27 protein-coding genes and 3 tRNA genes are annotated in these 21,135 nt (G+C 31.3%); 12 read left to right on the plus strand and 18 right to left on the minus strand.

The annotated features are described in order from the left end of the window. Positions 1-57 precede the first annotated feature (57 nt). Positions 58-393, minus strand: a complete 336-nt coding sequence (locus D6200_RS09730) for a single-stranded DNA-binding protein (protein WP_073182491.1) — start codon at positions 391-393, stop codon at positions 58-60. 167 nt (positions 394-560) lie between these two features. Here D6200_RS09730 and D6200_RS09735 point away from each other — a divergent pair, with 167 nt between their 5' ends. Further along, the gene (locus tag D6200_RS09735) at positions 561-1,103 is read left to right on the plus strand and encodes a GNAT family N-acetyltransferase (RefSeq protein WP_073182490.1); all 543 of its coding nucleotides are present in this window, start codon (positions 561-563) and stop codon (positions 1,101-1,103) included. Further along, complete coding sequence (locus D6200_RS09740) at positions 1,093-1,443, plus strand: hypothetical protein (protein WP_073182750.1); 351 nt, start codon at positions 1,093-1,095, stop codon at positions 1,441-1,443. The genes D6200_RS09735 and D6200_RS09740 overlap by 11 nt, the downstream gene beginning before the upstream one ends. Here the strand turns inward: D6200_RS09740 and D6200_RS09745 are convergent, their stop codons facing one another. Continuing rightward, entirely contained in the window at positions 1,444-1,911 is a 468-nt protein-coding gene (locus D6200_RS09745) for a CBS domain-containing protein (RefSeq protein WP_073182489.1), read from the minus strand. Between the two features lie 100 nt (positions 1,912-2,011). Between D6200_RS09745 and D6200_RS09750 the strand changes: the two genes are divergently transcribed. Further along, entirely contained in the window at positions 2,012-4,312 is a 2,301-nt protein-coding gene (locus D6200_RS09750) for a M20/M25/M40 family metallo-hydrolase (RefSeq protein WP_073182488.1), read from the plus strand. Between the two features lie 56 nt (positions 4,313-4,368). Here the strand turns inward: D6200_RS09750 and pyk are convergent, their stop codons facing one another. The 5 genes from pyk to D6200_RS09775 form a co-directional block, all read right to left on the minus strand. After that, positions 4,369-5,796 (minus strand): pyruvate kinase, encoded by a 1,428-nt coding sequence (gene pyk / locus D6200_RS09755; RefSeq protein ID WP_047788249.1) that lies wholly within the window; start codon positions 5,794-5,796, stop codon positions 4,369-4,371. Positions 5,797-5,799: 3 nt separating this feature from the next. Further along, entirely contained in the window at positions 5,800-6,270 is a 471-nt protein-coding gene (locus tag D6200_RS09760) for an IPExxxVDY family protein (RefSeq protein ID WP_073182487.1), read from the minus strand. A gap of 84 nt (positions 6,271-6,354) precedes the next feature. Then, positions 6,355-7,092 (minus strand): ribonuclease III, encoded by a 738-nt coding sequence (rnc, locus tag D6200_RS09765; RefSeq protein ID WP_047788247.1) that lies wholly within the window; start codon positions 7,090-7,092, stop codon positions 6,355-6,357. 6 nt (positions 7,093-7,098) lie between these two features. Next, a complete protein-coding gene (gene fabF / locus D6200_RS09770; RefSeq protein ID WP_073182486.1) occupies positions 7,099-8,349 on the minus strand; it encodes a beta-ketoacyl-ACP synthase II in 1,251 nt (416 codons plus the stop codon). Between the two features lie 6 nt (positions 8,350-8,355). After that, positions 8,356-8,592: an acyl carrier protein gene (locus tag D6200_RS09775; RefSeq protein ID WP_028891431.1), complete on the minus strand. Its 237-nt coding sequence runs from the start codon at positions 8,590-8,592 to the stop codon at positions 8,356-8,358. A 180-nt stretch (positions 8,593-8,772) separates the two neighbouring features. Between D6200_RS09775 and purN the strand changes: the two genes are divergently transcribed. Both purN and D6200_RS09785 read left to right on the plus strand, forming a co-directional pair. Next, the gene (gene purN / locus D6200_RS09780) at positions 8,773-9,342 is read left to right on the plus strand and encodes a phosphoribosylglycinamide formyltransferase (protein ID WP_073182485.1); all 570 of its coding nucleotides are present in this window, start codon (positions 8,773-8,775) and stop codon (positions 9,340-9,342) included. Continuing rightward, complete coding sequence (locus tag D6200_RS09785; protein ID WP_047788244.1) at positions 9,335-9,973, plus strand: ribonuclease H1 domain-containing protein; 639 nt, start codon at positions 9,335-9,337, stop codon at positions 9,971-9,973. The genes purN and D6200_RS09785 overlap by 8 nt, the downstream gene beginning before the upstream one ends. 56 nt (positions 9,974-10,029) lie before the next feature. Here the strand turns inward: D6200_RS09785 and D6200_RS09790 are convergent, their stop codons facing one another. Beyond that, positions 10,030-10,377 carry a toxin-antitoxin system YwqK family antitoxin gene (locus D6200_RS09790; RefSeq protein WP_047788243.1) on the minus strand — a complete coding sequence of 116 codons (348 nt, stop codon included), beginning with the start codon at positions 10,375-10,377 and terminating at the stop codon, positions 10,030-10,032. A gap of 161 nt (positions 10,378-10,538) precedes the next feature. Here D6200_RS09790 and D6200_RS09795 point away from each other — a divergent pair, with 161 nt between their 5' ends. From D6200_RS09795 to D6200_RS09805, 3 genes are all read left to right on the plus strand, one after another. Further along, positions 10,539-10,739: a dodecin family protein gene (locus D6200_RS09795; protein WP_073182484.1), complete on the plus strand. Its 201-nt coding sequence runs from the start codon at positions 10,539-10,541 to the stop codon at positions 10,737-10,739. Between the two features lie 78 nt (positions 10,740-10,817). After that, the gene (locus D6200_RS09800; protein WP_047788242.1) at positions 10,818-11,171 is read left to right on the plus strand and encodes a DUF1304 domain-containing protein; all 354 of its coding nucleotides are present in this window, start codon (positions 10,818-10,820) and stop codon (positions 11,169-11,171) included. Between the two features lie 56 nt (positions 11,172-11,227). After that, positions 11,228-12,034 carry a mechanosensitive ion channel family protein gene (locus tag D6200_RS09805; RefSeq protein WP_047788241.1) on the plus strand — a complete coding sequence of 269 codons (807 nt, stop codon included), beginning with the start codon at positions 11,228-11,230 and terminating at the stop codon, positions 12,032-12,034. Here D6200_RS09805 and tsaB read toward each other — a convergent pair. The 10 genes from tsaB to cyoE form a co-directional block, all read right to left on the minus strand. Next, the gene (gene tsaB / locus D6200_RS09810; RefSeq protein ID WP_073182483.1) at positions 12,031-12,705 is read right to left on the minus strand and encodes a tRNA (adenosine(37)-N6)-threonylcarbamoyltransferase complex dimerization subunit type 1 TsaB; all 675 of its coding nucleotides are present in this window, start codon (positions 12,703-12,705) and stop codon (positions 12,031-12,033) included. The two genes, D6200_RS09805 and tsaB, sit on opposite strands and share 4 nt — an antisense overlap. A 98-nt stretch (positions 12,706-12,803) precedes the next feature. Next, positions 12,804-14,132 (minus strand): TolC family protein, encoded by a 1,329-nt coding sequence (locus D6200_RS09815; protein ID WP_047788239.1) that lies wholly within the window; start codon positions 14,130-14,132, stop codon positions 12,804-12,806. Between the two features lie 197 nt (positions 14,133-14,329). Then, the gene (locus tag D6200_RS09820; protein WP_047788238.1) at positions 14,330-14,542 is read right to left on the minus strand and encodes a hypothetical protein; all 213 of its coding nucleotides are present in this window, start codon (positions 14,540-14,542) and stop codon (positions 14,330-14,332) included. Next, positions 14,535-15,059 carry a DUF420 domain-containing protein gene (locus D6200_RS09825; RefSeq protein ID WP_047788237.1) on the minus strand — a complete coding sequence of 175 codons (525 nt, stop codon included), beginning with the start codon at positions 15,057-15,059 and terminating at the stop codon, positions 14,535-14,537. The genes D6200_RS09820 and D6200_RS09825 overlap by 8 nt, the downstream gene beginning before the upstream one ends. A 1-nt stretch (position 15,060) precedes the next feature. Continuing rightward, positions 15,061-15,708, minus strand: coding sequence for an SCO family protein (locus D6200_RS09830; protein ID WP_073182482.1), 648 nt, complete (start codon positions 15,706-15,708; stop codon positions 15,061-15,063). Between the two features lie 11 nt (positions 15,709-15,719). Beyond that, the gene (locus D6200_RS09835) at positions 15,720-16,367 is read right to left on the minus strand and encodes a hypothetical protein (protein WP_073182481.1); all 648 of its coding nucleotides are present in this window, start codon (positions 16,365-16,367) and stop codon (positions 15,720-15,722) included. A 60-nt stretch (positions 16,368-16,427) separates the two neighbouring features. Continuing rightward, the gene (locus D6200_RS09840; protein ID WP_047788234.1) at positions 16,428-16,766 is read right to left on the minus strand and encodes a cytochrome C oxidase subunit IV family protein; all 339 of its coding nucleotides are present in this window, start codon (positions 16,764-16,766) and stop codon (positions 16,428-16,430) included. Between the two features lie 20 nt (positions 16,767-16,786). Further along, entirely contained in the window at positions 16,787-17,770 is a 984-nt protein-coding gene (locus tag D6200_RS09845) for a cytochrome c oxidase subunit 3 (RefSeq protein WP_047788233.1), read from the minus strand. 56 nt (positions 17,771-17,826) lie between these two features. Continuing rightward, positions 17,827-18,411, minus strand: coding sequence for a cytochrome c oxidase subunit 3 (locus tag D6200_RS09850; protein WP_047788232.1), 585 nt, complete (start codon positions 18,409-18,411; stop codon positions 17,827-17,829). Continuing rightward, a complete protein-coding gene (gene cyoE / locus D6200_RS09855) occupies positions 18,411-19,349 on the minus strand; it encodes a heme o synthase (RefSeq protein ID WP_073182480.1) in 939 nt (312 codons plus the stop codon). The genes D6200_RS09850 and cyoE overlap by 1 nt, the downstream gene beginning before the upstream one ends. Before the next feature lie 137 nt (positions 19,350-19,486). Between cyoE and D6200_RS09860 the strand changes: the two genes are divergently transcribed. The 4 genes from D6200_RS09860 to D6200_RS09875 all read left to right on the plus strand — a co-directional run bounded on the left by D6200_RS09860 (position 19,487) and on the right by D6200_RS09875 (position 21,088). Then, positions 19,487-19,558, plus strand: a tRNA-Gly gene (locus D6200_RS09860). A 23-nt stretch (positions 19,559-19,581) separates the two neighbouring features. Continuing rightward, a tRNA-Leu gene (locus D6200_RS09865) sits at positions 19,582-19,670 on the plus strand. Between the two features lie 61 nt (positions 19,671-19,731). After that, positions 19,732-19,817: transfer RNA gene (locus D6200_RS09870), tRNA-Leu, on the plus strand. Between the two features lie 80 nt (positions 19,818-19,897). Further along, positions 19,898-21,088, plus strand: coding sequence for a DUF5018 domain-containing protein (locus tag D6200_RS09875; protein WP_083574786.1), 1,191 nt, complete (start codon positions 19,898-19,900; stop codon positions 21,086-21,088). Positions 21,089-21,135: the final 47 nt, after the last annotated feature.

Here is a 21,135-nt window from a genome sequence, read left to right on the forward strand (position 1 = left end):
AAATAGCTACATTTATCTTTATTTTTTTTGATATTGATTATCAGTGTTTTAGTCGTTTTACTTGCTCCCTAACATTAATAATTCATTACAAACTACTTCTGTTATATAACGTTTATTACCTTCTTTATCTTCAAAAGAGCGAGAAGTCAATCTACCTTCAATCATTACTTCTTTTCCTTTTTCTAGGTATTTTTCTATTATTTCTGCTGTTTTATTCCAAGCAACAATATTATGCCATTGGGTATCGGTTATCTTTTCTCCTTGTGCATTTTTATAAGTCTCATTAGTTGCAATAGCAAATTTTGCTAGTTTCTTTCCAGAATCTAAAGTGATGATTTCTGGAGTGTTTCCTAAATTACCTATTAACTGTACTCTGTTTTTTAGTGCGTTCATAATATTTTTTTAATGTTAAACAGTTAAGAATTTGCCATTCAAACGAATTGACTCTGCAAAGATGATACAGCATGCAAATTAAAAACGATTAGTAAACATTTGTTTTCGTTTGTAATTGAATGTAATCGTTTAATTATATTTTATACCTTTGAAAACAAACATTTAGCATGAAATTTTATTTAGAAACCGAACGTTTAATTTTAAGAGAATTTAGAGAAAGTGAAACAGAAGGGGTTTTTGAGTTAGATTCTAATCCTGAAGTGCATAAATATTTAGGAAAGAATCCTATAACAACTTACAAACAAGCTGAAGACATTATAACCTTTTTTGAAGAACAATATAAAGAAAGGGGTATTGGTAGGTTTGCGGCTTTTGAAAAAGCATCAGGAGAATTCATAGGATGGTCTGGATTAAAACTCAACACGGGAGAAAAAGAAGCATTAAATGGTTTTACTAATTTTATTGATATTGGTTATCGTTTTATTCCGCGTTTTTGGGGTAAAGGTTATGCTTCCGAATCTGCTTTTGCTTGTTTAGACTTCGGTTTTAAACAAATGAATTATGATATTATTTATGGTGCAGCTGATGTAGAAAATATTGGTTCTAACAAAATTCTACAAAAAATAGGATTACAGTTTATAAACCAGTTTGGTTATAAGGGTGTAGATGTTAACTGGTACGAACTTAAAAAATCAGATTATGGAAAATAAAAAATGTTTAGAGTGTGGTGAGAAAGTAATTGGAAGAATTGATAAAAAATTCTGTTCCGATTACTGCCGAAACGCCTTTAATAATAAAGTTAATAAAGAAAGTAAGAACCTAATACGAAACACCAACAACCGCTTACGAAAAAACTATAAAATTCTTTCCGAATTAAATACTTCTGGTAAAACAAAAGTAACCCGTCGTAAATTATTTGATAGAGGTTTTGACTTTAAATTTATTACATCCCTTTATACTACAAAAACAGGAAACACCTATTTTTATGTATACGACCAAGGATATTTAGAGTTGGATAATGAAATTTATTTATTGGTAAAACAAGATTAATTACTTCCACGTATTCCCTTTTAATTTCATGGCTGCAATAAGTACATCTTTTTGACTGATTTGTCCTGCTAGCTTACCATTTTGAACAATAGGGAAACGTCTTCTACGTGATTGTAAAAATTTATTGGCAGCATCTAAAATATTCATATTACCATCAATCGTTTCAACTTCTTTCACCATGGCTTTTCCAACGGTATTGTTCTTACCTGTTGGTGAGTTGTGATACCTGCTTTCTGATATTTGTTTTATACAATCACCTTCTGAAATAATTCCTACCAATTCATTTTTTTCATTAACAACAGGTCCTCCCGATATTTTATGCTTAATAAGTATATCTATCGCATCTTCAATAGGTTGTTCTTCTTTAAATGTAATTAACTTTGTGCTCATATAATCTGATACTAGCATTGGCACCTTCTCTTCTTGTGGTGTACTCGATCTCTTTCCTTGAAAACTTTTAATTGCCATAATCTTAAAATTTGCTATTAAATATACTGATTTTTAATTGATTATGTTTTTTCTTCTTAAAAAATAAATTACTTACTTTTATAAATACTAAAGTCCTACTATGAAATCATCAAGAAATTACCTGGCAGTTCTCATTATTATTTTAACCGTTTACTGGAGTTTTTACACTATACTTCCAAGTGCAACTTCTTCAAAAAAAGAAATTAGTGCTACTGAGTTTTCAATAGATAATGCACTGTATCATTTAAAAAACATCTCTCAAAAACCGCATCATACAGGTTCTGAAGAACACAAAAATGTACAAAATTATCTAGTTCAAGAGTTACAAAAACTGAATTTAGAGCCTGAAATTCAATATCAAACTGCTATTAATAAAAAATGGAGGGCAGCAACTACTACAGAAAATATTATTGCTAAAATTAAAGGAACTGAGAACGGCAAAGCTTTATTACTTTTAACTCATTACGACTCTAATCCACACTCCTCTTTAGGTGCAAGTGACGCTGGCTCTGGTGTCGTAACTATTTTAGAAGGTATAAGAGCTTACCTAGCCGCAAATAAGACGCCTAAAAACGATATTATTATACTTTTTTCGGATGCTGAAGAATTAGGACTTTTAGGAGCACAAGCTTTTGTTGAAAATCATCCTTGGGCAAAAGATGTTGGGTTAGTGCTAAATTTTGAAGCTCGTGGTAGCGGTGGTTCTAGTTATATGTTGATGGAAACTAATGGGAAAAACAAAACGTTATTAACTGAATTTTTAAATGCAAATCCAAATTATCCAGCTGCCAACTCTTTAATGTATGATGTATATAAAAAGCTTCCTAACGATACCGATTTAACTGTTTTTAGAGAAAAAGGGAATATTAACGGGTTTAATTTTGCTTTTATTGATGATCATTTTGACTATCACACCGAACAAGATTCCTACGAAAGATTAAATAGAGAAACACTCTTACATCAAGCAGATTATTTTACCACTTCGTTAAACTATTTTGCAAATGCTGATTTAACGAACTTAAACAGTGACACTGATTACATTTATGTAAACTTTCCTTTTACTAAGTTACTAACGTACCCGTTTTCTTGGGTGCTGCCAATGCTAATCATTGCCTTTTTGTTATTTATAGTGCTGGTTGTGGTAGGTATATACAAGAAGAAGATGACTGTAATAGGTCTTTTAAAAGGTTTTATTCCTTATATACTATCTTTAGTATTGTGCATCGCTATTTCATACGGACTGTGGCAATTATTGTTGATTATCCATCCACAATATACCGATATGCTGCATGGTTTTACCTATAACGGATATCAATACATTATTGCTTTTGTTCTTTTAAATCTTTGGATTCTTTTTAAAGTATATAATAAGCTAAAAGAAGCCAAAGCCATCGATTTACTAATCGCTCCCATAACTTTTGGATTAGTTATAAATGTTATAATTTACATGAATTTACCAGGGGCTGGTTTCTTTATTATTCCTGTTTTCGCTTCTTTATTCATTTTAGTAATCTTACTTTTCATGAATATTAACAAAGCATCTAGAGCTGCGTTATTTGCAATTATATCTATTCCTAGTATATATATGATTGCTCCTATGGTTCAGTTATTTCCTGTAGCGTTAGGTTTAAAAACATTATTTATTTCTGCCATACTTTTAGTGTTTCTTTTCGGATTGATGCTTCCTGTTTTTTATCAGGAAAAAACTAAAAACGGATGGCAAACATTAACTGGTTTTCTTGCGTTATTATTCTTTGGTTATGCAACATTTAATAGCGGTTTTTCAATAGAAAAGAAAAAGCCTAATAGCTTAGTTTTTATTCAAAATTCTGACTCTAACTCCTCGTATTGGGCAAGTCATAATAAAACATTAGATGGGTATACGAAACAATATTTTAACGATGAATCTAAACAAGGTGGTGCCGATTTAATGGCTGGAAAAAGTAAATACAACACTTCTTTTAATTATTACCAAAAAGCAGAAAATAAAAACATTCGTATTTCTAACATCAAGATTCATCAAGATACCATTATTAATAGTCAACGAAATGTTTCATTCACAATTACACCTACGCGAAACATTGATAAATATGAGTTGTACACAAATACCCAAATAGAGTTAACTAATTTTACTGTTAACGGAACTTTGTACGATAAAGGAAAAGCCTTTACGGCCGATAAAGGAACGCTATTAATTTATCAAATGGCAAATACTGATAAGGATTTGACTATTTCTTTTACAATTGATAAAAATACCCAACCTGATATTGTAATTAATGAAATATCTAATGATTTATTATCGCATCCTAAGTTTACTATACGACCTAGAAGTGAAATAATGATGCCAATGCCTTTTGTGGTTAACGATGCTATTATTTGTACTCGAAAACTTAAATTATAGAATATACAAAAGCTCAACTTAAAAGTTGAGCTTTTGTATAATTTTATTGCCTTTATTTAGTCAATATGAGAAACACGTAATGTGTTTACCATACCTTTTGCTTTTACAGGCATTGATGATAAGTTTATCATAAAATCTCCTGTTTTTACATAGCCTTTTTCTTTAGCTATTTCGTTAATATCTTCAATAGTATCATCGGTACTTAGTTCTCTATCGTAAAAATAGGCTCTAACCCCCCACAGAAGGTTTAACTTTCCTAAGATTCTTTTCTCAGATGAAAACGCTAATACGTGTGATTTTGGTCTCCAAGCAGAAATTTGAAAAGCAGTATATCCACTATTAGTTAAAGTCGATATTGCTGCCGCATTAATATCATCTGCCATAAGAGCTGCATGATGGCATACAGATTTAGTTATAAATCTTTTGGTACGGATGTGAGGTGGCTCTTGCGGAACTTTTATTAAATCTGAAAATTCTACACTTCCAATAATTTCTGTCATTTTTTGAATAACTCTTATTGGGTGTTTTCCTACTGAAGTTTCCCCTGAAAGCATTACAGCATCTGCACCATCCATAATAGAGTTTGCTACATCATTTACCTCTGCTCTTGTTGGTACAGAGTTTTCAATCATGGTTTCCATCATTTGAGTAGCAATAATTACCGGAATTCTTGCTTGCTTAGCTCTACGGACTAACATTTTTTGAATTAATGGTACATCTTGCATTGGTACTTCAACTCCTAAATCACCACGCGCTACCATTAAACCGTCGCAATACGGGATTAAAGCATCTATATTTTCAACAGCTTCAGGTTTTTCTATTTTTGCTATTACAGGAACTCTATAACGTGATTTCTGTTTAATGATATCACGCAAAATACGTAAGTCTTCAGGTGTTCGTACAAATGAAAGAGCTATCCAATCTACTTCTTGCTCTAATGCGAAAACTACATCTTTTTTATCCTTTTCTGTTAAAGCTGGTAAAGAAATTTTAGTGTTTGGAAGATTAACTCCTTTTTTAGATTTTAATGCTCCTCCTACTATTACTTTGGTAACAACTTCATTTTCTTTATTTGTTGCTGTTACTTCAAACATCAGTTTACCATCATCAACTAAAATCTTCTCTCCTACTTTTACATCTTTAGGAAAATGCTGATAGGTCATAAAAGCTTTCTCTTGTGTTCCTTCACATTTTTCGGTGGTAAAAGTAAACGTATCACCTGCTTTTAATTCTACTCCCTCTTGCATTACACCAACTCTAAGCTTTGGCCCTTGTAAATCTGCTAATATTGCTACGTTATAACCTCTTTCATCATTTATTTCACGTATTTGACGTATGCGTTCTTTTACTACTTCATAATCGGCATGTGAAAAATTAATTCTAAAAACATTTACACCAGCTGCTGCCATATTGGCCAAAATTTCTTTTGTATTTGTTGCTGGTCCTAATGTTGCTACAATTTTTGTTTTCTTGTTGTGTGGCATATATTAAAAAATTAAAAAATCTTTCGATTTTAATGAATCTACCTCTATTTCATAAGAGGTTATTATTTGAGGGATTTTTTTTATTATGTCTATAATCTTTACAATTGAGTTATGATCAAAATCTCCTTCTAGTTTTAAGAAAAAGTCAACCTTCTTCTTTTCTGGTATCAAACGTGTAATTGAATCACTTTGATTAAAAAGACTTATTGATTCTGCTTCAAGAGTTGACTTATATACATTTGCTATTAAAAACCAATCTTGATATAATTTCGTATTAGTATACTCATATATTGCATAAGATGATTGATTTCCTTTTGTAACAAAATCTAAATCATAAGTTGCTCTATTAAATTTAATTTGTAAAAATTTATTTAGTAAATACGCTAATTTATACTCACTTAGAGTTGTATGAATTCCAATTAATCTATAATTATAATTAGAAAACTCATCTATATTCACCTCGTAAATAGGCATAAAAACAATTATTTGCTTTTGCTAAATTAAGAAATGTATAGAAAATACTATGTAAAATTTATGAAAACGTTTATTGTTTATACGTTAAGATTTTAGCATTTGTTTTTGCATTGCAAAATAAACCCTTTTAGCAGCAATTTCTTCTGCTTTTTTCTTAGAGGTAGCTCTTCCCTTAGCTACAATACTACCATCAATACTTACGCGTACACTAAAATGTTTTTTACTCTGGTTACCTGAGTCTTCGTATGATTCAAACTTATACTTTTTCTTCTGCTTTTGACACCATTCTATAACAAAACCTTTATAACTAGATATTTTACCTTCTAATCTTTCAATATCTACATAAGGCATTATTACTTGCTCGTAAATAAACTGGTGGCAATAATTGTATCCTCTATCTAAGTAAATTGCACCTACCAGAGCTTCAAAAATATTTCCGTGAATATTATTGCTAACGTGCTCTTTAGAAATATTACTCTTTATAAATCTGATCAACTCTAGATCTTTACCTAAGCTATTTAAATGCTCTCTACTTACTATTTTAGATCGCATTTGTGTTAAATACCCTTCATCTCCTTCAGGTACTTTTTTAAATAAATAGGAAGCAATTACAGTTCCTAAAATAGCGTCACCTAAAAACTCTAACCGTTCGTAGTTTATTGGATGCCCTTTACTATCTACTAATTTTAAAGATCTGTGCGTAAATGCTTTTTTATAATACGATAACTTAATTGGTTTAAAATTAAGCAGCTCTTTTAATTCGTAGTAGAAGTTTTCATCCTCTTTGTTTTGGGGTTTAACAATTCTACGAAGAAAATTCATAAAAGATTAATCTAGTTTTCTAAAGGCTATACAAGCATTATGCCCACCGAAACCAAATGTGTTGCTCATAGCAACTTTAATATCTCTTTTTTGAGCATTATTCAACGTTAGGTTTAATTCTGGATTGATGTTTTCATCAACATTAACATGATTAATTGTTGGAGGAACAACACCATGTTCCATTGCTAATAATGATGCTATTGCTTCAATAGCACCTGCAGCCCCCAACAAGTGTCCAGTCATAGACTTTGTTGAGTTAATATTAATGTTCTTTGCATGATCTCCAAAAACTTCAGATATTGCTTTTAATTCAGCAACATCTCCTAAAGGTGTTGAAGTCCCATGTGTATTAATATGATCTACATCTTCAGGTTTTATACCTGCGTTTTCTAAGCAGTTTTTCATTACTGCAATTACACCTATTCCATCTGGGTGAGGTGCTGTCATATGGTAAGCATCTGACGATAACCCTCCACCAATAACTTCAGCGTAAATCTTTGCTCCTCTAGCCTTAGCATGTTCATACTCTTCTAAAACTATAGCTCCTGCACCTTCTCCTAAAACGAATCCATCACGTTCAGCATCAAATGGTCTTGAAGCTGTTTCTGGACTTTCATTTCTAGTAGATAGGGCGTGCATAGCGTTAAAACCACCCATACCTGCAATTGTAACAGCAGCTTCACTTCCCCCTGTTACAACTACATCACAATGACCTAGTCGAATATAGTTCAAAGCATCAATCATAGCATTTGCAGACGATGCACAAGCAGATACCGTAGTATAGTTAGGCCCCATAAATCCATTTTTAATAGAAATATTCCCAGGGGCAATATCTGCAATCATTTTTGGAATAAAAAAAGGATTGAAACGAGGAGATCCATCTCCTTCAGCATAGTTTAACACCTCATTTTGAAACGTTTCCAATCCTCCAATACCAGCTCCCCAAATAACACCAACTCTTAATTTGTTAACATCATCTAGATTTAGCTTAGCATCAGCAATTGCTTCATCTGAAGCAACCATCGCATATTGCGTAAACTTATCCATTTTACGCGCCTCTTTTCTATTTATAAAATCGGTCGCGTTGAAATTTTTAAGCTCACATGCGAAACGAGTTTTGAACTTGGCAGCATCAAAATACGTTATAGGTGCTGCTCCGCTAACTCCGTTAACCAAGCTATTCCAATACTCTTCTTTATTGTTTCCTATTGGCGTTAATGCGCCAAGTCCAGTTACTACAACTCGTTTTAATTGCATATAATCTTATTTTTTTGCGTCTTCAATATAGCTAATCGCTTGACCTACAGTACCAATGTTTTCTGCCTGATCATCTGGAATTTGAATATCAAATTCTTTTTCGAATTCCATGATTAACTCAACCGTATCTAAAGAATCTGCTCCTAAATCGTTTGTGAAGCTTGCTTCGTTAGTTACTTCGTTATCGTCTACTCCTAATTTGTCTACGATAATTGCTTTTACTCTTGATGCAATGTCTGACATAATTTGTTTGTTTTAAAATTTAAAATCGAGGCAAAAATACAAATCTTAGTTATTAATTCTAATTTTTGCTCAAAAATGTGATGTCTAAAATAAAAAAAATACCTGAATATTTTGCTACATACACCACCATTGTTAATAATTATTCTTTTTTTTGTAGTAACAAAACAACTAAATTTTAACATGAAACGCATCGTTATTTTTGCTTCTGGTTCGGGTTCCAATGCCGAAAACATCATAAAACACTTCAACTCCACTAAAACTGCAATTGTTACTCATGTGCTTTCTAACAACCAACGTGCCAAAGTTTTTGACCGTTGCGAACGACTAAACATTGATGCATCTTTATTTGATAGAGAAAGCTTTAGTAAAGATGACACTGTTTTAAACTTTTTACTCGCTGAAGCTGATATTATTGTATTAGCTGGTTTTTTATGGCGTATTCCTTCTAAAATTGTGGAAGCTTTCCCTAATAAAATAATAAATATACACCCTGCTTTATTACCAAAATATGGAGGAAAAGGAATGTACGGAATGAACGTACATAATGCTATAAAAGAAAACAATGAAACTGAAACAGGTATTACTATACATTACGTGAATGAAAATTATGACGAAGGTGCTATTATCTTCCAAGCTAAAACAGCTATTTCATTTAATGATACTCCAGAGACTATAGCAAAGAAAGTTCATGAATTAGAATATAAACATTTCCCAAAGGTTATAGAAGAGGTTATTTTACAGAATGAGTAAGAAGAAAAAATATTATGTAGTTTGGAAGGGAAAAAAAACAGGTGTTTTTTCATCTTGGGATACTTGTAAAAAGCAAATTGATGGTTTTACTGGTGCACAATACAAAGCTTTTGCTGATAAAAACGAAGCTGAATTAGCCTTAAAAAAAAGCTATAATGACTATAAAGGAAAAGATACTAAAAAAATAAGCCTTTCCGCAAAAGAAAAAGCCAAATACGGCTCTCCCATCTTAGAAAGCATTTCTGTTGACGCTGCTTGTGCCGGAAACCCTGGCTTAATGGAATACAGAGGGGTATTAACTCATAACAAGAAAGAAATATTTAAAATGGGACCATTTAATAACGGCACTAATAATATTGGTGAGTTCTTAGCTCTTGTACATGGAATTGCTTTGTTAAAAAGTAAAAATATGGATTCTCTCCCTATTTATTCTGACTCTAAAATCGCTATGAGTTGGGTTAAAAAGAAGCAATGCAGAACCAATATTACATTTGATAGTTCTAATAAAGAAATTTTAGATTTAATTAGACGTGCTGAAAAATGGTTGGAAGAGAATTCTTATAAAAACCCGTTATTAAAGTGGGAAACTAAGGCTTGGGGTGAAATCCCTGCTGATTTTGGTAGAAAATAAAAAAACCGAGTATCTAAAATACTCGGTCTAATTTTCTTATTCTGCAAAATATTAACTTATTTCACTGCCATTTTGGTCTCTTCCTTCCAAGTTTGTACGCTTGCTATGGCATTGTCTTTAAAATCAATTTCTTTTAACCCATCTTCTTTCCACATAAACCATTTACCTACTTTTTTTCCTGCTTCATAATGACCGATAGTTACTTTATTTCCTTTTTTATCAAAAGAAGTCCAAGTACCTGTTAACTTTTTATCTTTGAAAAAACCTTGCTCTTTAATAGTGCCATCTTTATAAAAATAAGTAGCTTTTACTAAGTCTCCTTCAACTTCATATTTTGGTTCCACGTCTTGAGCTTGCATAAATGAAACCGACAACATACAAACTGCTATTATTAATTTTTTCATAATGTAAATCTTTTAAAGTTAATACCTCTTAACACAAATATACAAAAAATTTACATATTAAAAACATTTACATAACATTAAATTAACATTAGATATTTCATCTACATAAAAACATTATTAAAAGCTTATATTTACATGTATTAATCTTTAAAAAAATTATTATGGCAGTAATGAAAGTTATTGAAATTTTAGCAAACTCTGAAAAAAGCTGGGAAGATGCTACTAGAAAAGCCATTAAACAAGCTTCTAAATCTGTAAAAGGAATTAAATCTGCTTTTGTACAATCACAAAGTGTGGTTGTTAATGATGATGAAGTAACTGAGTTTAGAGTAAACCTAAAAGTAACTTTTGAAGTAAGTTAACATCAATATAAACTAGTCACTTACTATATGCGGTTTTAGTAGTTGCTCGAGCAGCATATTTCATCTTTATTAATTATCATGAACATTATACAATATTCTCTTTTAACTCTAGTAGCTATTATTCATTTATATATTCTTGTACTAGAGATGCTTTTATGGACCAAACCTAAAGGAATAAAAACCTTTGGTTTAAAATCAAAAGATTTTGCTGAGGAAACAAAAGTATTAGCCGCTAATCAAGGGTTATACAACGGCTTTCTTGCAGCTGGTTTAACTTGGTCTATTTTATCACAAAAAATTGATGTGGGAATATTTTTCTTGATTTGTGTTTTTATTGCTGGTCTTTATGGTTCTTTTTCTACAAAAAAACCTCGTATTTTTGTCATTCAGTCTATTCCTGCTTTATTAGGTTTAATCAGTTTAATACTATAAAATCTAACCGCTACTTATTAAAAATCATTTATTAACAACTAAAATTTACCATAAAAATGGAAAAGTATTTTGAAAAATTTCAAGATTTAATAATGACATACGCTCCGAAAGCGATTATGGCTATTATTATTTACATTGTAGGTTCTTACATTATTGGACTACTACTTAAAGCTACAAGAAAAATAATGATTAAAAGAGAAGTAGACATTACGCTACAAAAGTTCTTAGTTAATTTACTACATTGGACTTTAAAAATCCTTTTAATAATCACAGTAATAGCAAAACTAGGTGTTGAAACCACGTCTTTTGCTGCTATTTTAGCCTCAGCTGGTTTGGCTGTTGGTCTTGCTTTACAAGGTTCTTTAGGTAATTTTGCTGGCGGTGTTTTAATTATGCTTTTTAAACCTTTTAAGATTGGAGATTTAATAGAGGCTCAAGGTGAAATTGGTGTTGTAAAAGAAATAGAAATATTTACTACCAAGCTTACGGGCTTATCTAACAAAGAAATAATTATACCTAATGGTTCTTTATCTAATGGAAACATTGTTAATTACTCTGCCGAAGGTACACGTAGAGTAGATTTAACCTTTGGTGTTTCTTACGATGCTGATATTAAACAAACCAAAGAAATATTAATGAATGTTATTACCTCGCACCCAAAAGTATTAAAAGACCCTGCTCCTACAGTAAATGTATCTGAATTGGCAGATAGTTCTGTAAATTTTGCTGTGAGACCTTGGTCTAAAACAGAAGATTATTGGGCTGTATACTTTGATATAACTGAAAACACAAAAATAGCCTTAGATAATGCTGGAATTGAAATTCCTTACCCTCACTCAGTAGAAATCCACAAAGAGGGTTAACGTTTTTTTTCAGGCGTAACTACAAAATCTTTTAAATAAAAAGGTTCAAAATAAGCGACATCTTCGATGTCGTTTTTTTTGTACTTATCTAAACTTAACTGAACCATTTCTTTTGCAGAAGGAAACTCTCCATCAATAAAAACTGCATTTTCGTTCACAATTATTCCTTTACACTTTTCTGCTCCATCACCTATAAAGTATACCTTCCCTTTAGATAAATATTCTTCAAAAGAACTTTCATTTATGATTTCTGCTTTTATATCTCTTACCTGTTCGTATTTAGAATTATATACAGCTGCATATACTTCCATACGACGTGCGTCTAACATCGGGACAACAACTCCTTCCTTTACAGAAACTTTATGAGCTAATGATTGTAATGTTTCAATAGATATTAAAGGCTTGTCAAAAGCAAAACATAATCCTTTTGCTGCTGACACTCCAATACGTAGTCCTGTATAAGAACCAGGACCTTTACTTACTGCAACAGCATCAATATCATTAAAAGAAAGCTTTGCTTTTTTCATTACTTGTTGAATAAATGGATGCAGCTTTTCAGCATGTGAATAATTTCCATCATTTAACTCTTGTAAAGCTAAAAGCTCTCCTTTTATTGCTACGCTAACCGAACAGTTTTTTGTTGCTGTTTCTATGTGTAAGATTGTTGCCAAATCTGAAAATTTATTTTTGGCAAAGATACATTATAAAGAAAAACCTCATTAGTAAAATTCTAACAAGGCTTTTTCAACAATAAATAAATTTTTCTTAGTTAGTCAACAATTGACTCCCCGTAATAAAATTTCAATACTTTCGTTTTAAATACATAATCATATTTAGCCCTAATCATTGCTCCTTCTGCATTTACTAATCGATTACGTACTTGATCAAAATCAAATTGAGTCATTGATCCATAGTCATAACTAACTTGTGCATTTTTAAAGGCTTCTTTTTGAGCCTCTAATGATACTTGTGCTGCTTCATATGTTTTAGCAGCTGCTTTAGCATCTAAAAAAGCTCTTTCAATTTCTTGTTGCAACTGTAATTTTTGACTTTCCAATCTAAATTCACTAATTGAATTATTTACAATAGATCGTTCAACATTAGCATCATTTCTAAACCCATTAAAAATTGGAATATTAACGCTAAATCCTAGGCTAAAACCTAAATTACCATCTAACTGATCTAAAAGCCTACCTGCTGGAGCTGAAGGATCTAAAAAATACCTATAATTTGTGTTGGCTCCTAAAGAAGCATTGATAGTAGGATAATATCCTGATTTAGCAATTTCAACACCTAATTTAGTGCTTTCAACATCTAATTTAGCTCTTTCTATATCTGGCCAAACAGTTAATGCTTTTTCATATACCACATTTGCGTTATCATATAATAATGCTGCTGAAGGAGACCCTACTTCAATATCTGCTACATTAAAATCTTTGGAAGGAATTTGTAATAATTGACTTAATCTTAATAAAGCTATACTCAAAGTATTTTCTTGTAGTACTACATTTTGAACATCATTTGCAGCCGTAGATTCGACGTTTAATAAATCTCCTTTGGGTATTACTCCTCCTTCAAACTGAGCTCTTGCTCTTTCAATTTGCTTTTTACTGATTTCTGCTTGCACCTTAGCTACTGATAAATTTTCTTTAGCAAATAATACATTTAAATACTCATTAACTACATTAAGTGAAATATCATTTTCTACTTTGGCTAAATCTAGTTTACTCCCTTCTACTCCTAATACTGCTTGCTTTTTTTGATTTAAGTTTTTAAAACCATTAAAAACCGTATAACTAGCATTTACACCTAACGCCCCTCCAAATAGGGTTGTATTTTCTGTTCTGTTTTGAGATACAGGGTCAAATGAAGACCCAGTAGAAAGGTTTCCTGATGTTGAAGCATTTATACTTGGTAAAAAATTAGCTTTATTACTTTTAACATCTGCTTCAGCAATCTCAATATTTAAGCGGTTTTGCTTAACTGTTATATTATTTTTTAATGCGTAATCTACACACTCTTTAAGTGTCCATTGTTTTTGTGAAAAAACAGCTACAGAAGTAAAAATAGCTGCAAATAATGCAATTTTAGTTTTCAAAAGATCAATATTTTTTATTTAAACTCAGTTAGTTGATATTTCTAAAAGTAGAAATATATCGCTTTTCTATTAATTACAAAAGCTAGCAAACAATTTTATAACTTAATATGTAAATATGGTAAGTTATTTTATTTATTGCTACTATGTGACGATTAAAACAAAAAAATGTTACAAAAAATTCTTGATTTTTAGGAAAACTAATTTTTTGCTTTCTTTTTGTGACGATAAATAAAGTAAAATAAAAGTCCGACTAATATATATGGAAACACCATTAAATAAGTTATTCCATTATTTACTCCTTCAGCAATAGTTTCATTTCCTCCTTCTATCACTGCCTTACACATTGCACATTGTGCTGAAGTATTGAAAGAAAAACCAAGTAATATTAAAAATATAATCTTTTTAAACATAATAAGGTGATATCATTAAATAAACAACTACTCCAGTAACCGCTACATATAACCATAAGGGAAATGTAATTTTTGCTATTTTTTTATGTTCAGGAAAATTACCCAAACGAGCCCTCATAAAAGTTATCAATACAAATGGAATAATGATTATTGACAATAATATATGAGTAATTAAAATGAAAAAATACACATATTTAATTATTCCTTCTCCTCCAAATTTAGTAGAATCTGAAGTCATGTGATATGCTACATACATCACTAAGAATAGTGCTGAACAAACAATAGCTGTGGTATTTAGCTGTTCATGTAATTTTATTTTTCCGTTTTTGATTGCAACTACTGAAGCGACGAGCAACATAGCCGTAAAACCATTTATACTAGCATAAATAGGCGGTAAAAAAGACAATGGTTCTACATTAGGTATTTTAATTCCAAATAGAGCAGCTACTGCTATAGGGATTACGATAGAAACTATAGTAATAAATTTTTTATATTTTTTTTCTTCTGTTGCACTCATGTTACTCTTTCAGTAATAACTTAATATCTTCTTTTAACTCACTAATTTGGTTTCCGAAATTATGTTCATCTAAGGCTCTGTAATACATAATTGGATTTCCATGTTCATCAAATCTTGAACGGATATATCCATCTTTATCTACTAATGCAAACAAACCAGAATGTTCAAATCCACCATGGCTAGCTTCTCCTTTCCCTGCATACAGCTTAAAACCTTCATTTGACAAATCATATACAATATCCTCTGGTTTTCCAGTAAGTAAATGCCAGTTTCTATGGTTTATACCATTATTCTTAGCATATTCTTTCAATTGGTGTGGTGTGTCAATTTCTGGAGTAATTGAAAATGATGCTATACCAAAATTAGGATTCCCCATAAATTCATTTTGAATTTCTACCATTTGTGCATTCATTAAAGGACAGATAGTAGGACAAGTGGCAAAAAAGAACTCAACTACATATACTTTTCCTTCGTAGTCCTTATTGGTGATTGTTTCACCGTCTTGATTGATAAATTCGAAGTCGGGTACTTTATTAAATTTATGCAGATTTGCTGTTTGAAAATGTGCTATAATCTTAGGAATTGCATAAATACCAAAAAGCAATACTATTAGTGAAATACCTATGTATGAATAATTTTGTTTTTTCATGTGAGTCTTCCTTAAATTTCTCTATCTGCGTTATTCTTTTTTAATGCCAAACGATATTCAGCCAATACTACCTTAACATCATCTTTCATTTTATTGTTTAATTCAGCTACAGACTTCATATTATAACCAAACAACTTTCCTCCTAAACTATCTTCATCATCTGTTCTGCCTCTTAAGCTCCCATTTTTATCAATTATAAAAGCTTTTGAAGAATGTAAATTTCTATCTAATGATTGGTTTGTTTTAAAGCTATCATACAGTACCTCAATTTCAGCATCACTAGCAAAGATAAAGTTCCATTTTATCATATTGGTATAAACTCCTATTTCCTTCTGAAGTTTTTCTACTTCTTCTTTTGCTTCTTTAGAAGCAATAACAACTAGCTGAAAGTCTTTGAATCCATAAAATGGTTTATAGATTTTTTCATTGAGATTAAATAATTCTCCTTTTGTGTCTTGTACATTACTTCCTATAAAGGTAACTATTGATATTCTCTTATCAAACTGATCTTTATTACTAATTGATGAGACATCAATTACATTTTCTGTTAGTACAGGTAACTTAGCAAAGTTATTAATTCCTAATGACAAAAATATATAAAACAATAGCGGCACAATAAACAGTGCAAATAACACTATGTTTCTTTTCGTTTTATTCATTTTTAATGTTCTTATATAAAAAAAGGTGGTTTACACCACCTTTTAACTGTTTTTATACGATTACCATTTTACTAATGGTGATAATGTTTCAAATAAGTAATCACCTTCAATTAAAACGAGTGTAACTAAATAGCAAATTAAGAAAACTCCCGTCCAAACTATAGAACGTCTAAGCCATGGCTTTTCTCCTTCTAAATGCATAAAAGCCCATGCTATATAGTATGCTTTTACGATTGTTAATATTATAAATATCCAGTTTAACCAACTAGTACCCCAACCATGTAGGTGTAAAGATGCTGGTTTAATAATACCTAATACTACCTCTACTGTTGTAACTATTGTTAAGATTGCTAAAACAACCCAAATTCTTTTTGTATTTGATTCGTGTGCGTGACCCATTTTTACTATTGTTTTTTTAATTATACTAAGTAGAAGAAAGTAAATACAAATACCCAAACTAAATCTACAAAGTGCCAATATAAACCTACCTTCTCAACCATTTCGTAGTGTCCTCTACGTTCGTAGGTACCTAATACAACGTTAAAGAAAATAATGATATTTAAAATAATACCTGAAAATACGTGAAATCCGTGAAATCCTGTAATAAAGAAAAAGAAATCAGCAAAGATAGGATTTCCATACTCATTTTCTATTAAGTTAGCACCTTCAACAACTTTTGTAGCTGTAGCTAACTTTGCAATACTTTCTTCTCTTGACAAAACAATTTTTTGTTTCGTTTCAGGATTAATTTTTTCAATTCTTATTAATAAAGATGGATCTGCTTTAAAAGCTTCTTGTACCTGAGCTACTGAATACTGAGAAATAGTTGCTTCATTTTGAAACCATAAACCATTTTCTCTGGTGTGTTGTATTCTTTCATCTTTTCTATCGTTATGAACAAAATCTGCTAATGCAATTTGATGACCATCTTTTACAAACTGTAAAATATGATTATCTGCAGACTTTACAGCTCCATAAGAACCATTAATAAAGTTTTTCCATTCCCAAGCCTGTGACCCAACGAAAATAATACCAAAAACGATAGTAGCAAACATATACCAAGCTACTTTTTTCTTTTGCATTTTATGACCTGCATCTACAGCTAACACCATTGTTACCGACGATACAATTAAAATAAATGTCATTAATGCTACATAGTACATCGGTGCATGTACACCGTGTAATCCAGGAAAGTGTGTAAATACCTCATCAGCAATAGGCCAAGAATCAATAAATTTAAAACGTGTTAAACCATACGCTGCTAAAAAGCCCGAAAAAGTTAATGCATCTGATACGATGAAAAACCACATCATCATTTTACCATAACTAGCTCCAAATGGTTTTACACCACCTCCGCCCCAGGTCTCTTTGTTGTCAGAATTTACAGCAATATTTGCTCCCATAAATCTCTTATTGTTAATTTTTGTTAAATCAGTGCGCCAAAATTACGCATTTTTCATCATCTAATAAAATAGAAAAAGAAAAATAGATAAATCCATAGCACATCAACGAAATGCCAAAAGATTGCACCTAGTTCAAATCCAAGCATATCAGCTGAAGAATACTTCTTTTTAAAATGATTATAAATAACGACAAAAAGCACTATTACACCCGCTAATAGGTGTAAAACATGCATAAACGTAATTCCTATAATAAATGATGTAGACACTGTGCTTTCAGGACCTGTAAAGTAAAGCCCTACAGCTTTTAGCTCGTTAAACCCTACATATTGATACCATACAAAACCTAACCCTAAGACTAAAGTAATTAGTAATAAAGTAAACGAAGCTTGTATATTATCTTTTTTTAATAGTTTTTGAGAAAAAAACAGCGTAACACTACTCAACACTATTAATACAGTACTTATGTAAAAAGCTTGAGGTAAATCAAACGTCACCCAATCTTCACGGTTCATACTAACAACATAAGCACTTGTTAACCCTGCAAAAAACATTACCATACTAATCATGGAAATCCACAACATAGGTTTTGCCGATTTACGTTTTGCTACTTTTAACTCTTCTTGTAACGTTTGTTCACTCATTAGTGTAAAAATTTATCTACCACATAAATAATGGGTACAATTGTAATGTAAAAAACACTCGCTAACATTAACTTACGAGCATCTGTATTTTTTTCTGTTTTGTATAACTGTATCGCGTAATACAACATCAACACTCCTAATAATAAAATAATTACTGCTGTTATAGGATATATATAAAAATCTCCCGTCACCTTTAATACAGGCGCAATCGACATTAAAATCATAATACATGTATAAAAGATAATCTGAACAACAGCTCCTTTGTCTTTCTTATCCATTGGAAGCATATGCAACCCTGCTTTATTGTACTCCTCAAACTGAAGCCACCCAATAGCCCAAAAGTGTGGAAATTGCCAAAAAAACTGAATCATAAATAAAAACCCTGCTTCTATACCAAATTTTCCTGTTGCAGCTACCCAACCTAACATAAAAGGAATAGCCCCAGGAATAGCCCCTACAAAAACAGCCAAAGGTGTTACAGCTTTTAACGGTGTGTAAGCACTTGTATATAAAAAGATGGAAATTGCGCCAAATAAGGCACATTTAGGATCGATTACGTATAATATAGCAATACCAGCAACAGTAAATAGTGTAGCAATAATTAAAGCTACAGTTGCTGACATTCTTCCAGAAGGTAAAGGACGGTTTTTAGTACGTTGCATTACGGCGTCAATATCCTTTTCTATTACTTGGTTAAAAGCATTTGACGCTCCAACCATTAAATATCCTCCTAAAGCTAATAAAATTATTGTAGTGTAATTAATCGATTCTGCCCCTAATAAATATCCAGTGATAGAAGTAAAAACCACACTAATAGACAACCCAACTTTCGTTAACTGTTTAAAGTCTTTAACTATTGATTTTATGGAAGTTTTAGTATGTACAGATGAAACAGAATCCACTTCTAATTTTAAAAAATTTCTGCAAAGATATTCCATTCTTATTGAACAACCATAAAATTTTATTGGAATTAAAATTAAAAAAAAATGAAAACTGCTTTGTAATTAAAAAAATGGTGTTATATTTGCACCCGCATTCGCAGTAATGCACGTTCATTAAAATAAAAAATGACTACGCGAAAGTAGCTCAGGGGTAGAGCATCACCTTGCCAAGGTGAGGGTCGCGGGTTCAAATCCCGTCTTTCGCTCAATCCTTTTTATAAAAGAGTATGCTGAAGTGGTGGAATTGGTAGACACGTTGGACTTAAAATCCAATGAGCCGTAATGCTCGTGCGGGTTCAAGTCCCGCCTTCAGTACCAAGAAACCTCACTTATATGAGTGAGGTTTCATTTTAAAAGTAGTCATTAACAAAGCACATACGCTGAAGTGGTGGAATTGGTAGACACGTTGGACTTAAAATCCAATGGGCCGTAATGCCCGTGCGGGTTCAAGTCCCGCCTTCAGTACAAAAGCCTTAACATTTATTTGTTAAGGCTTTTTTGTTTTATAAAATTTACACCTATCTTAGCTTTTAAAATTAAAAATTATGAAAAGGAATACAGCCCTATTTTTTCTTATAACAGTCCTAATAGTTACTTTGTCTTGTAACAAAGAATACATACTAATAAATAATTACATTTCAAGTAACGAAAATGAAATACTAAGCTTTTCTATCAAAAAAGGAAATTTTATTAAAAATTTTGAAATTTCAGAAGACTCTATTATAGGTCTAATTCCCGACTACGTAGAACTGGACGATGTTGAATTAGAAGTATTTATTTCTGAAAAATCCACCATAAACCCAGATCCAAAATCAATCACAAAAATAAACAAACCACTAACTTTTACTGTAACCGCAGAAAATGGCACTACTAAAACCTATACTATTGATATTAAAAGAGAATTAAGCGACCAAAACGATATCATTTCTTTTAAAATTAAAACAACAAATCAAACATTAGTAACAAGTATTGATAATATAGAAAATAAAATAACAAAAAAACTTCCTACTTTTTTAAACCTCTCTAACCTAACAACTGAAATAAACATATCAGAAAAAGCTTCAATTTCTCCTCTACCAAGCGATATAATAGATTACTCTTCCCCTGTTAACTTTACAGTTAAGGCAGAAAATGGCGTTGAAAAAACTTACACCGTAATTCTAGAACACGTTAGCAACTCTTTTTCAAACACCTGTAATCAATCAAATGCTAATAAATGGTTTGGCGGAGACAACAGAACTAACGCTCCAGATATATCACCATACGATAGAAACCTAGGAACTGGTCAAAGTGTATTATTCCAAAACGACACAGAGTTATCCTCTTTTAGTGTTAAACTAGAAAGCAACTTTAAACATCATGAAACTGGAACTCCACATAATAAGACAATTAAACTAAACCTAGACATTAGAAACATAAGAGGTGAAATAGTTTCCACTGCCATAACAGAGTTAGACTCAACATTTCTTGGTGGATGGGTTGACTTTAATCTTTCTGATTTACAACTATTTTTTGAAGCAAATACTGAATATATATTCACATGGTACTTGATTGACGGAGCTAACTTAGGTGTAAATACAGGCTCTTCCGCATACATTAATAGTGGAAACGGACTTTGTTTTGGACAAGGTTACTCTGGTCAGTCCAATATATCCTTAAATAATAATCTGAAAAACTGGAATACTTGGATAAAACATGAATGGTACTTCAATATAAAACTTCAGGGAAAACAATAATTTTAAAACCTTAACAAATAAATGTTAAGGTTTTTTTGTATCAAACT

Origin of the sequence: Tenacibaculum mesophilum, assembly GCF_003867075.1 — a bacterium.
GTDB classification, from domain to species: domain Bacteria; phylum Bacteroidota; class Bacteroidia; order Flavobacteriales; family Flavobacteriaceae; genus Polaribacter; species Polaribacter mesophilus.

Coding starts and splice junctions, on each gene's coding strand:
- D6200_RS09730 (WP_073182491.1), bottom strand. CDS start 393: ATGAACGCACTAAAAAACAGAGTACAGTTAATAGGTAATTTAGGAAAC.
- D6200_RS09735 (WP_073182490.1), top strand. CDS start 561: ATGAAATTTTATTTAGAAACCGAACGTTTAATTTTAAGAGAATTTAGA.
- D6200_RS09740 (WP_073182750.1), top strand. CDS start 1,093: ATGGAAAATAAAAAATGTTTAGAGTGTGGTGAGAAAGTAATTGGAAGA.
- D6200_RS09745 (WP_073182489.1), bottom strand. CDS start 1,911: ATGGCAATTAAAAGTTTTCAAGGAAAGAGATCGAGTACACCACAAGAA.
- D6200_RS09750 (WP_073182488.1), top strand. CDS start 2,012: ATGAAATCATCAAGAAATTACCTGGCAGTTCTCATTATTATTTTAACC.
- pyk (WP_047788249.1), bottom strand. CDS start 5,796: ATGCCACACAACAAGAAAACAAAAATTGTAGCAACATTAGGACCAGCA.
- D6200_RS09760 (WP_073182487.1), bottom strand. CDS start 6,270: ATGCCTATTTACGAGGTGAATATAGATGAGTTTTCTAATTATAATTAT.
- rnc (WP_047788247.1), bottom strand. CDS start 7,092: ATGAATTTTCTTCGTAGAATTGTTAAACCCCAAAACAAAGAGGATGAA.
- fabF (WP_073182486.1), bottom strand. CDS start 8,349: ATGCAATTAAAACGAGTTGTAGTAACTGGACTTGGCGCATTAACGCCA.
- D6200_RS09775 (WP_028891431.1), bottom strand. CDS start 8,592: ATGTCAGACATTGCATCAAGAGTAAAAGCAATTATCGTAGACAAATTA.
- purN (WP_073182485.1), top strand. CDS start 8,773: ATGAAACGCATCGTTATTTTTGCTTCTGGTTCGGGTTCCAATGCCGAA.
- D6200_RS09785 (WP_047788244.1), top strand. CDS start 9,335: ATGAGTAAGAAGAAAAAATATTATGTAGTTTGGAAGGGAAAAAAAACA.
- D6200_RS09790 (WP_047788243.1), bottom strand. CDS start 10,377: ATGAAAAAATTAATAATAGCAGTTTGTATGTTGTCGGTTTCATTTATG.
- D6200_RS09795 (WP_073182484.1), top strand. CDS start 10,539: ATGGCAGTAATGAAAGTTATTGAAATTTTAGCAAACTCTGAAAAAAGC.
- D6200_RS09800 (WP_047788242.1), top strand. CDS start 10,818: ATGAACATTATACAATATTCTCTTTTAACTCTAGTAGCTATTATTCAT.
- D6200_RS09805 (WP_047788241.1), top strand. CDS start 11,228: ATGGAAAAGTATTTTGAAAAATTTCAAGATTTAATAATGACATACGCT.
- D6200_RS09820 (WP_047788238.1), bottom strand. CDS start 14,542: ATGTTTAAAAAGATTATATTTTTAATATTACTTGGTTTTTCTTTCAAT.
- D6200_RS09825 (WP_047788237.1), bottom strand. CDS start 15,059: ATGAGTGCAACAGAAGAAAAAAAATATAAAAAATTTATTACTATAGTT.
- D6200_RS09830 (WP_073182482.1), bottom strand. CDS start 15,708: ATGAAAAAACAAAATTATTCATACATAGGTATTTCACTAATAGTATTG.
- D6200_RS09835 (WP_073182481.1), bottom strand. CDS start 16,367: ATGAATAAAACGAAAAGAAACATAGTGTTATTTGCACTGTTTATTGTG.
- D6200_RS09840 (WP_047788234.1), bottom strand. CDS start 16,766: ATGGGTCACGCACACGAATCAAATACAAAAAGAATTTGGGTTGTTTTA.
- D6200_RS09845 (WP_047788233.1), bottom strand. CDS start 17,770: ATGGGAGCAAATATTGCTGTAAATTCTGACAACAAAGAGACCTGGGGC.
- D6200_RS09850 (WP_047788232.1), bottom strand. CDS start 18,411: ATGAGTGAACAAACGTTACAAGAAGAGTTAAAAGTAGCAAAACGTAAA.
- cyoE (WP_073182480.1), bottom strand. CDS start 19,349: ATGGAATATCTTTGCAGAAATTTTTTAAAATTAGAAGTGGATTCTGTT.
- D6200_RS09875 (WP_083574786.1), top strand. CDS start 19,898: ATGAAAAGGAATACAGCCCTATTTTTTCTTATAACAGTCCTAATAGTT.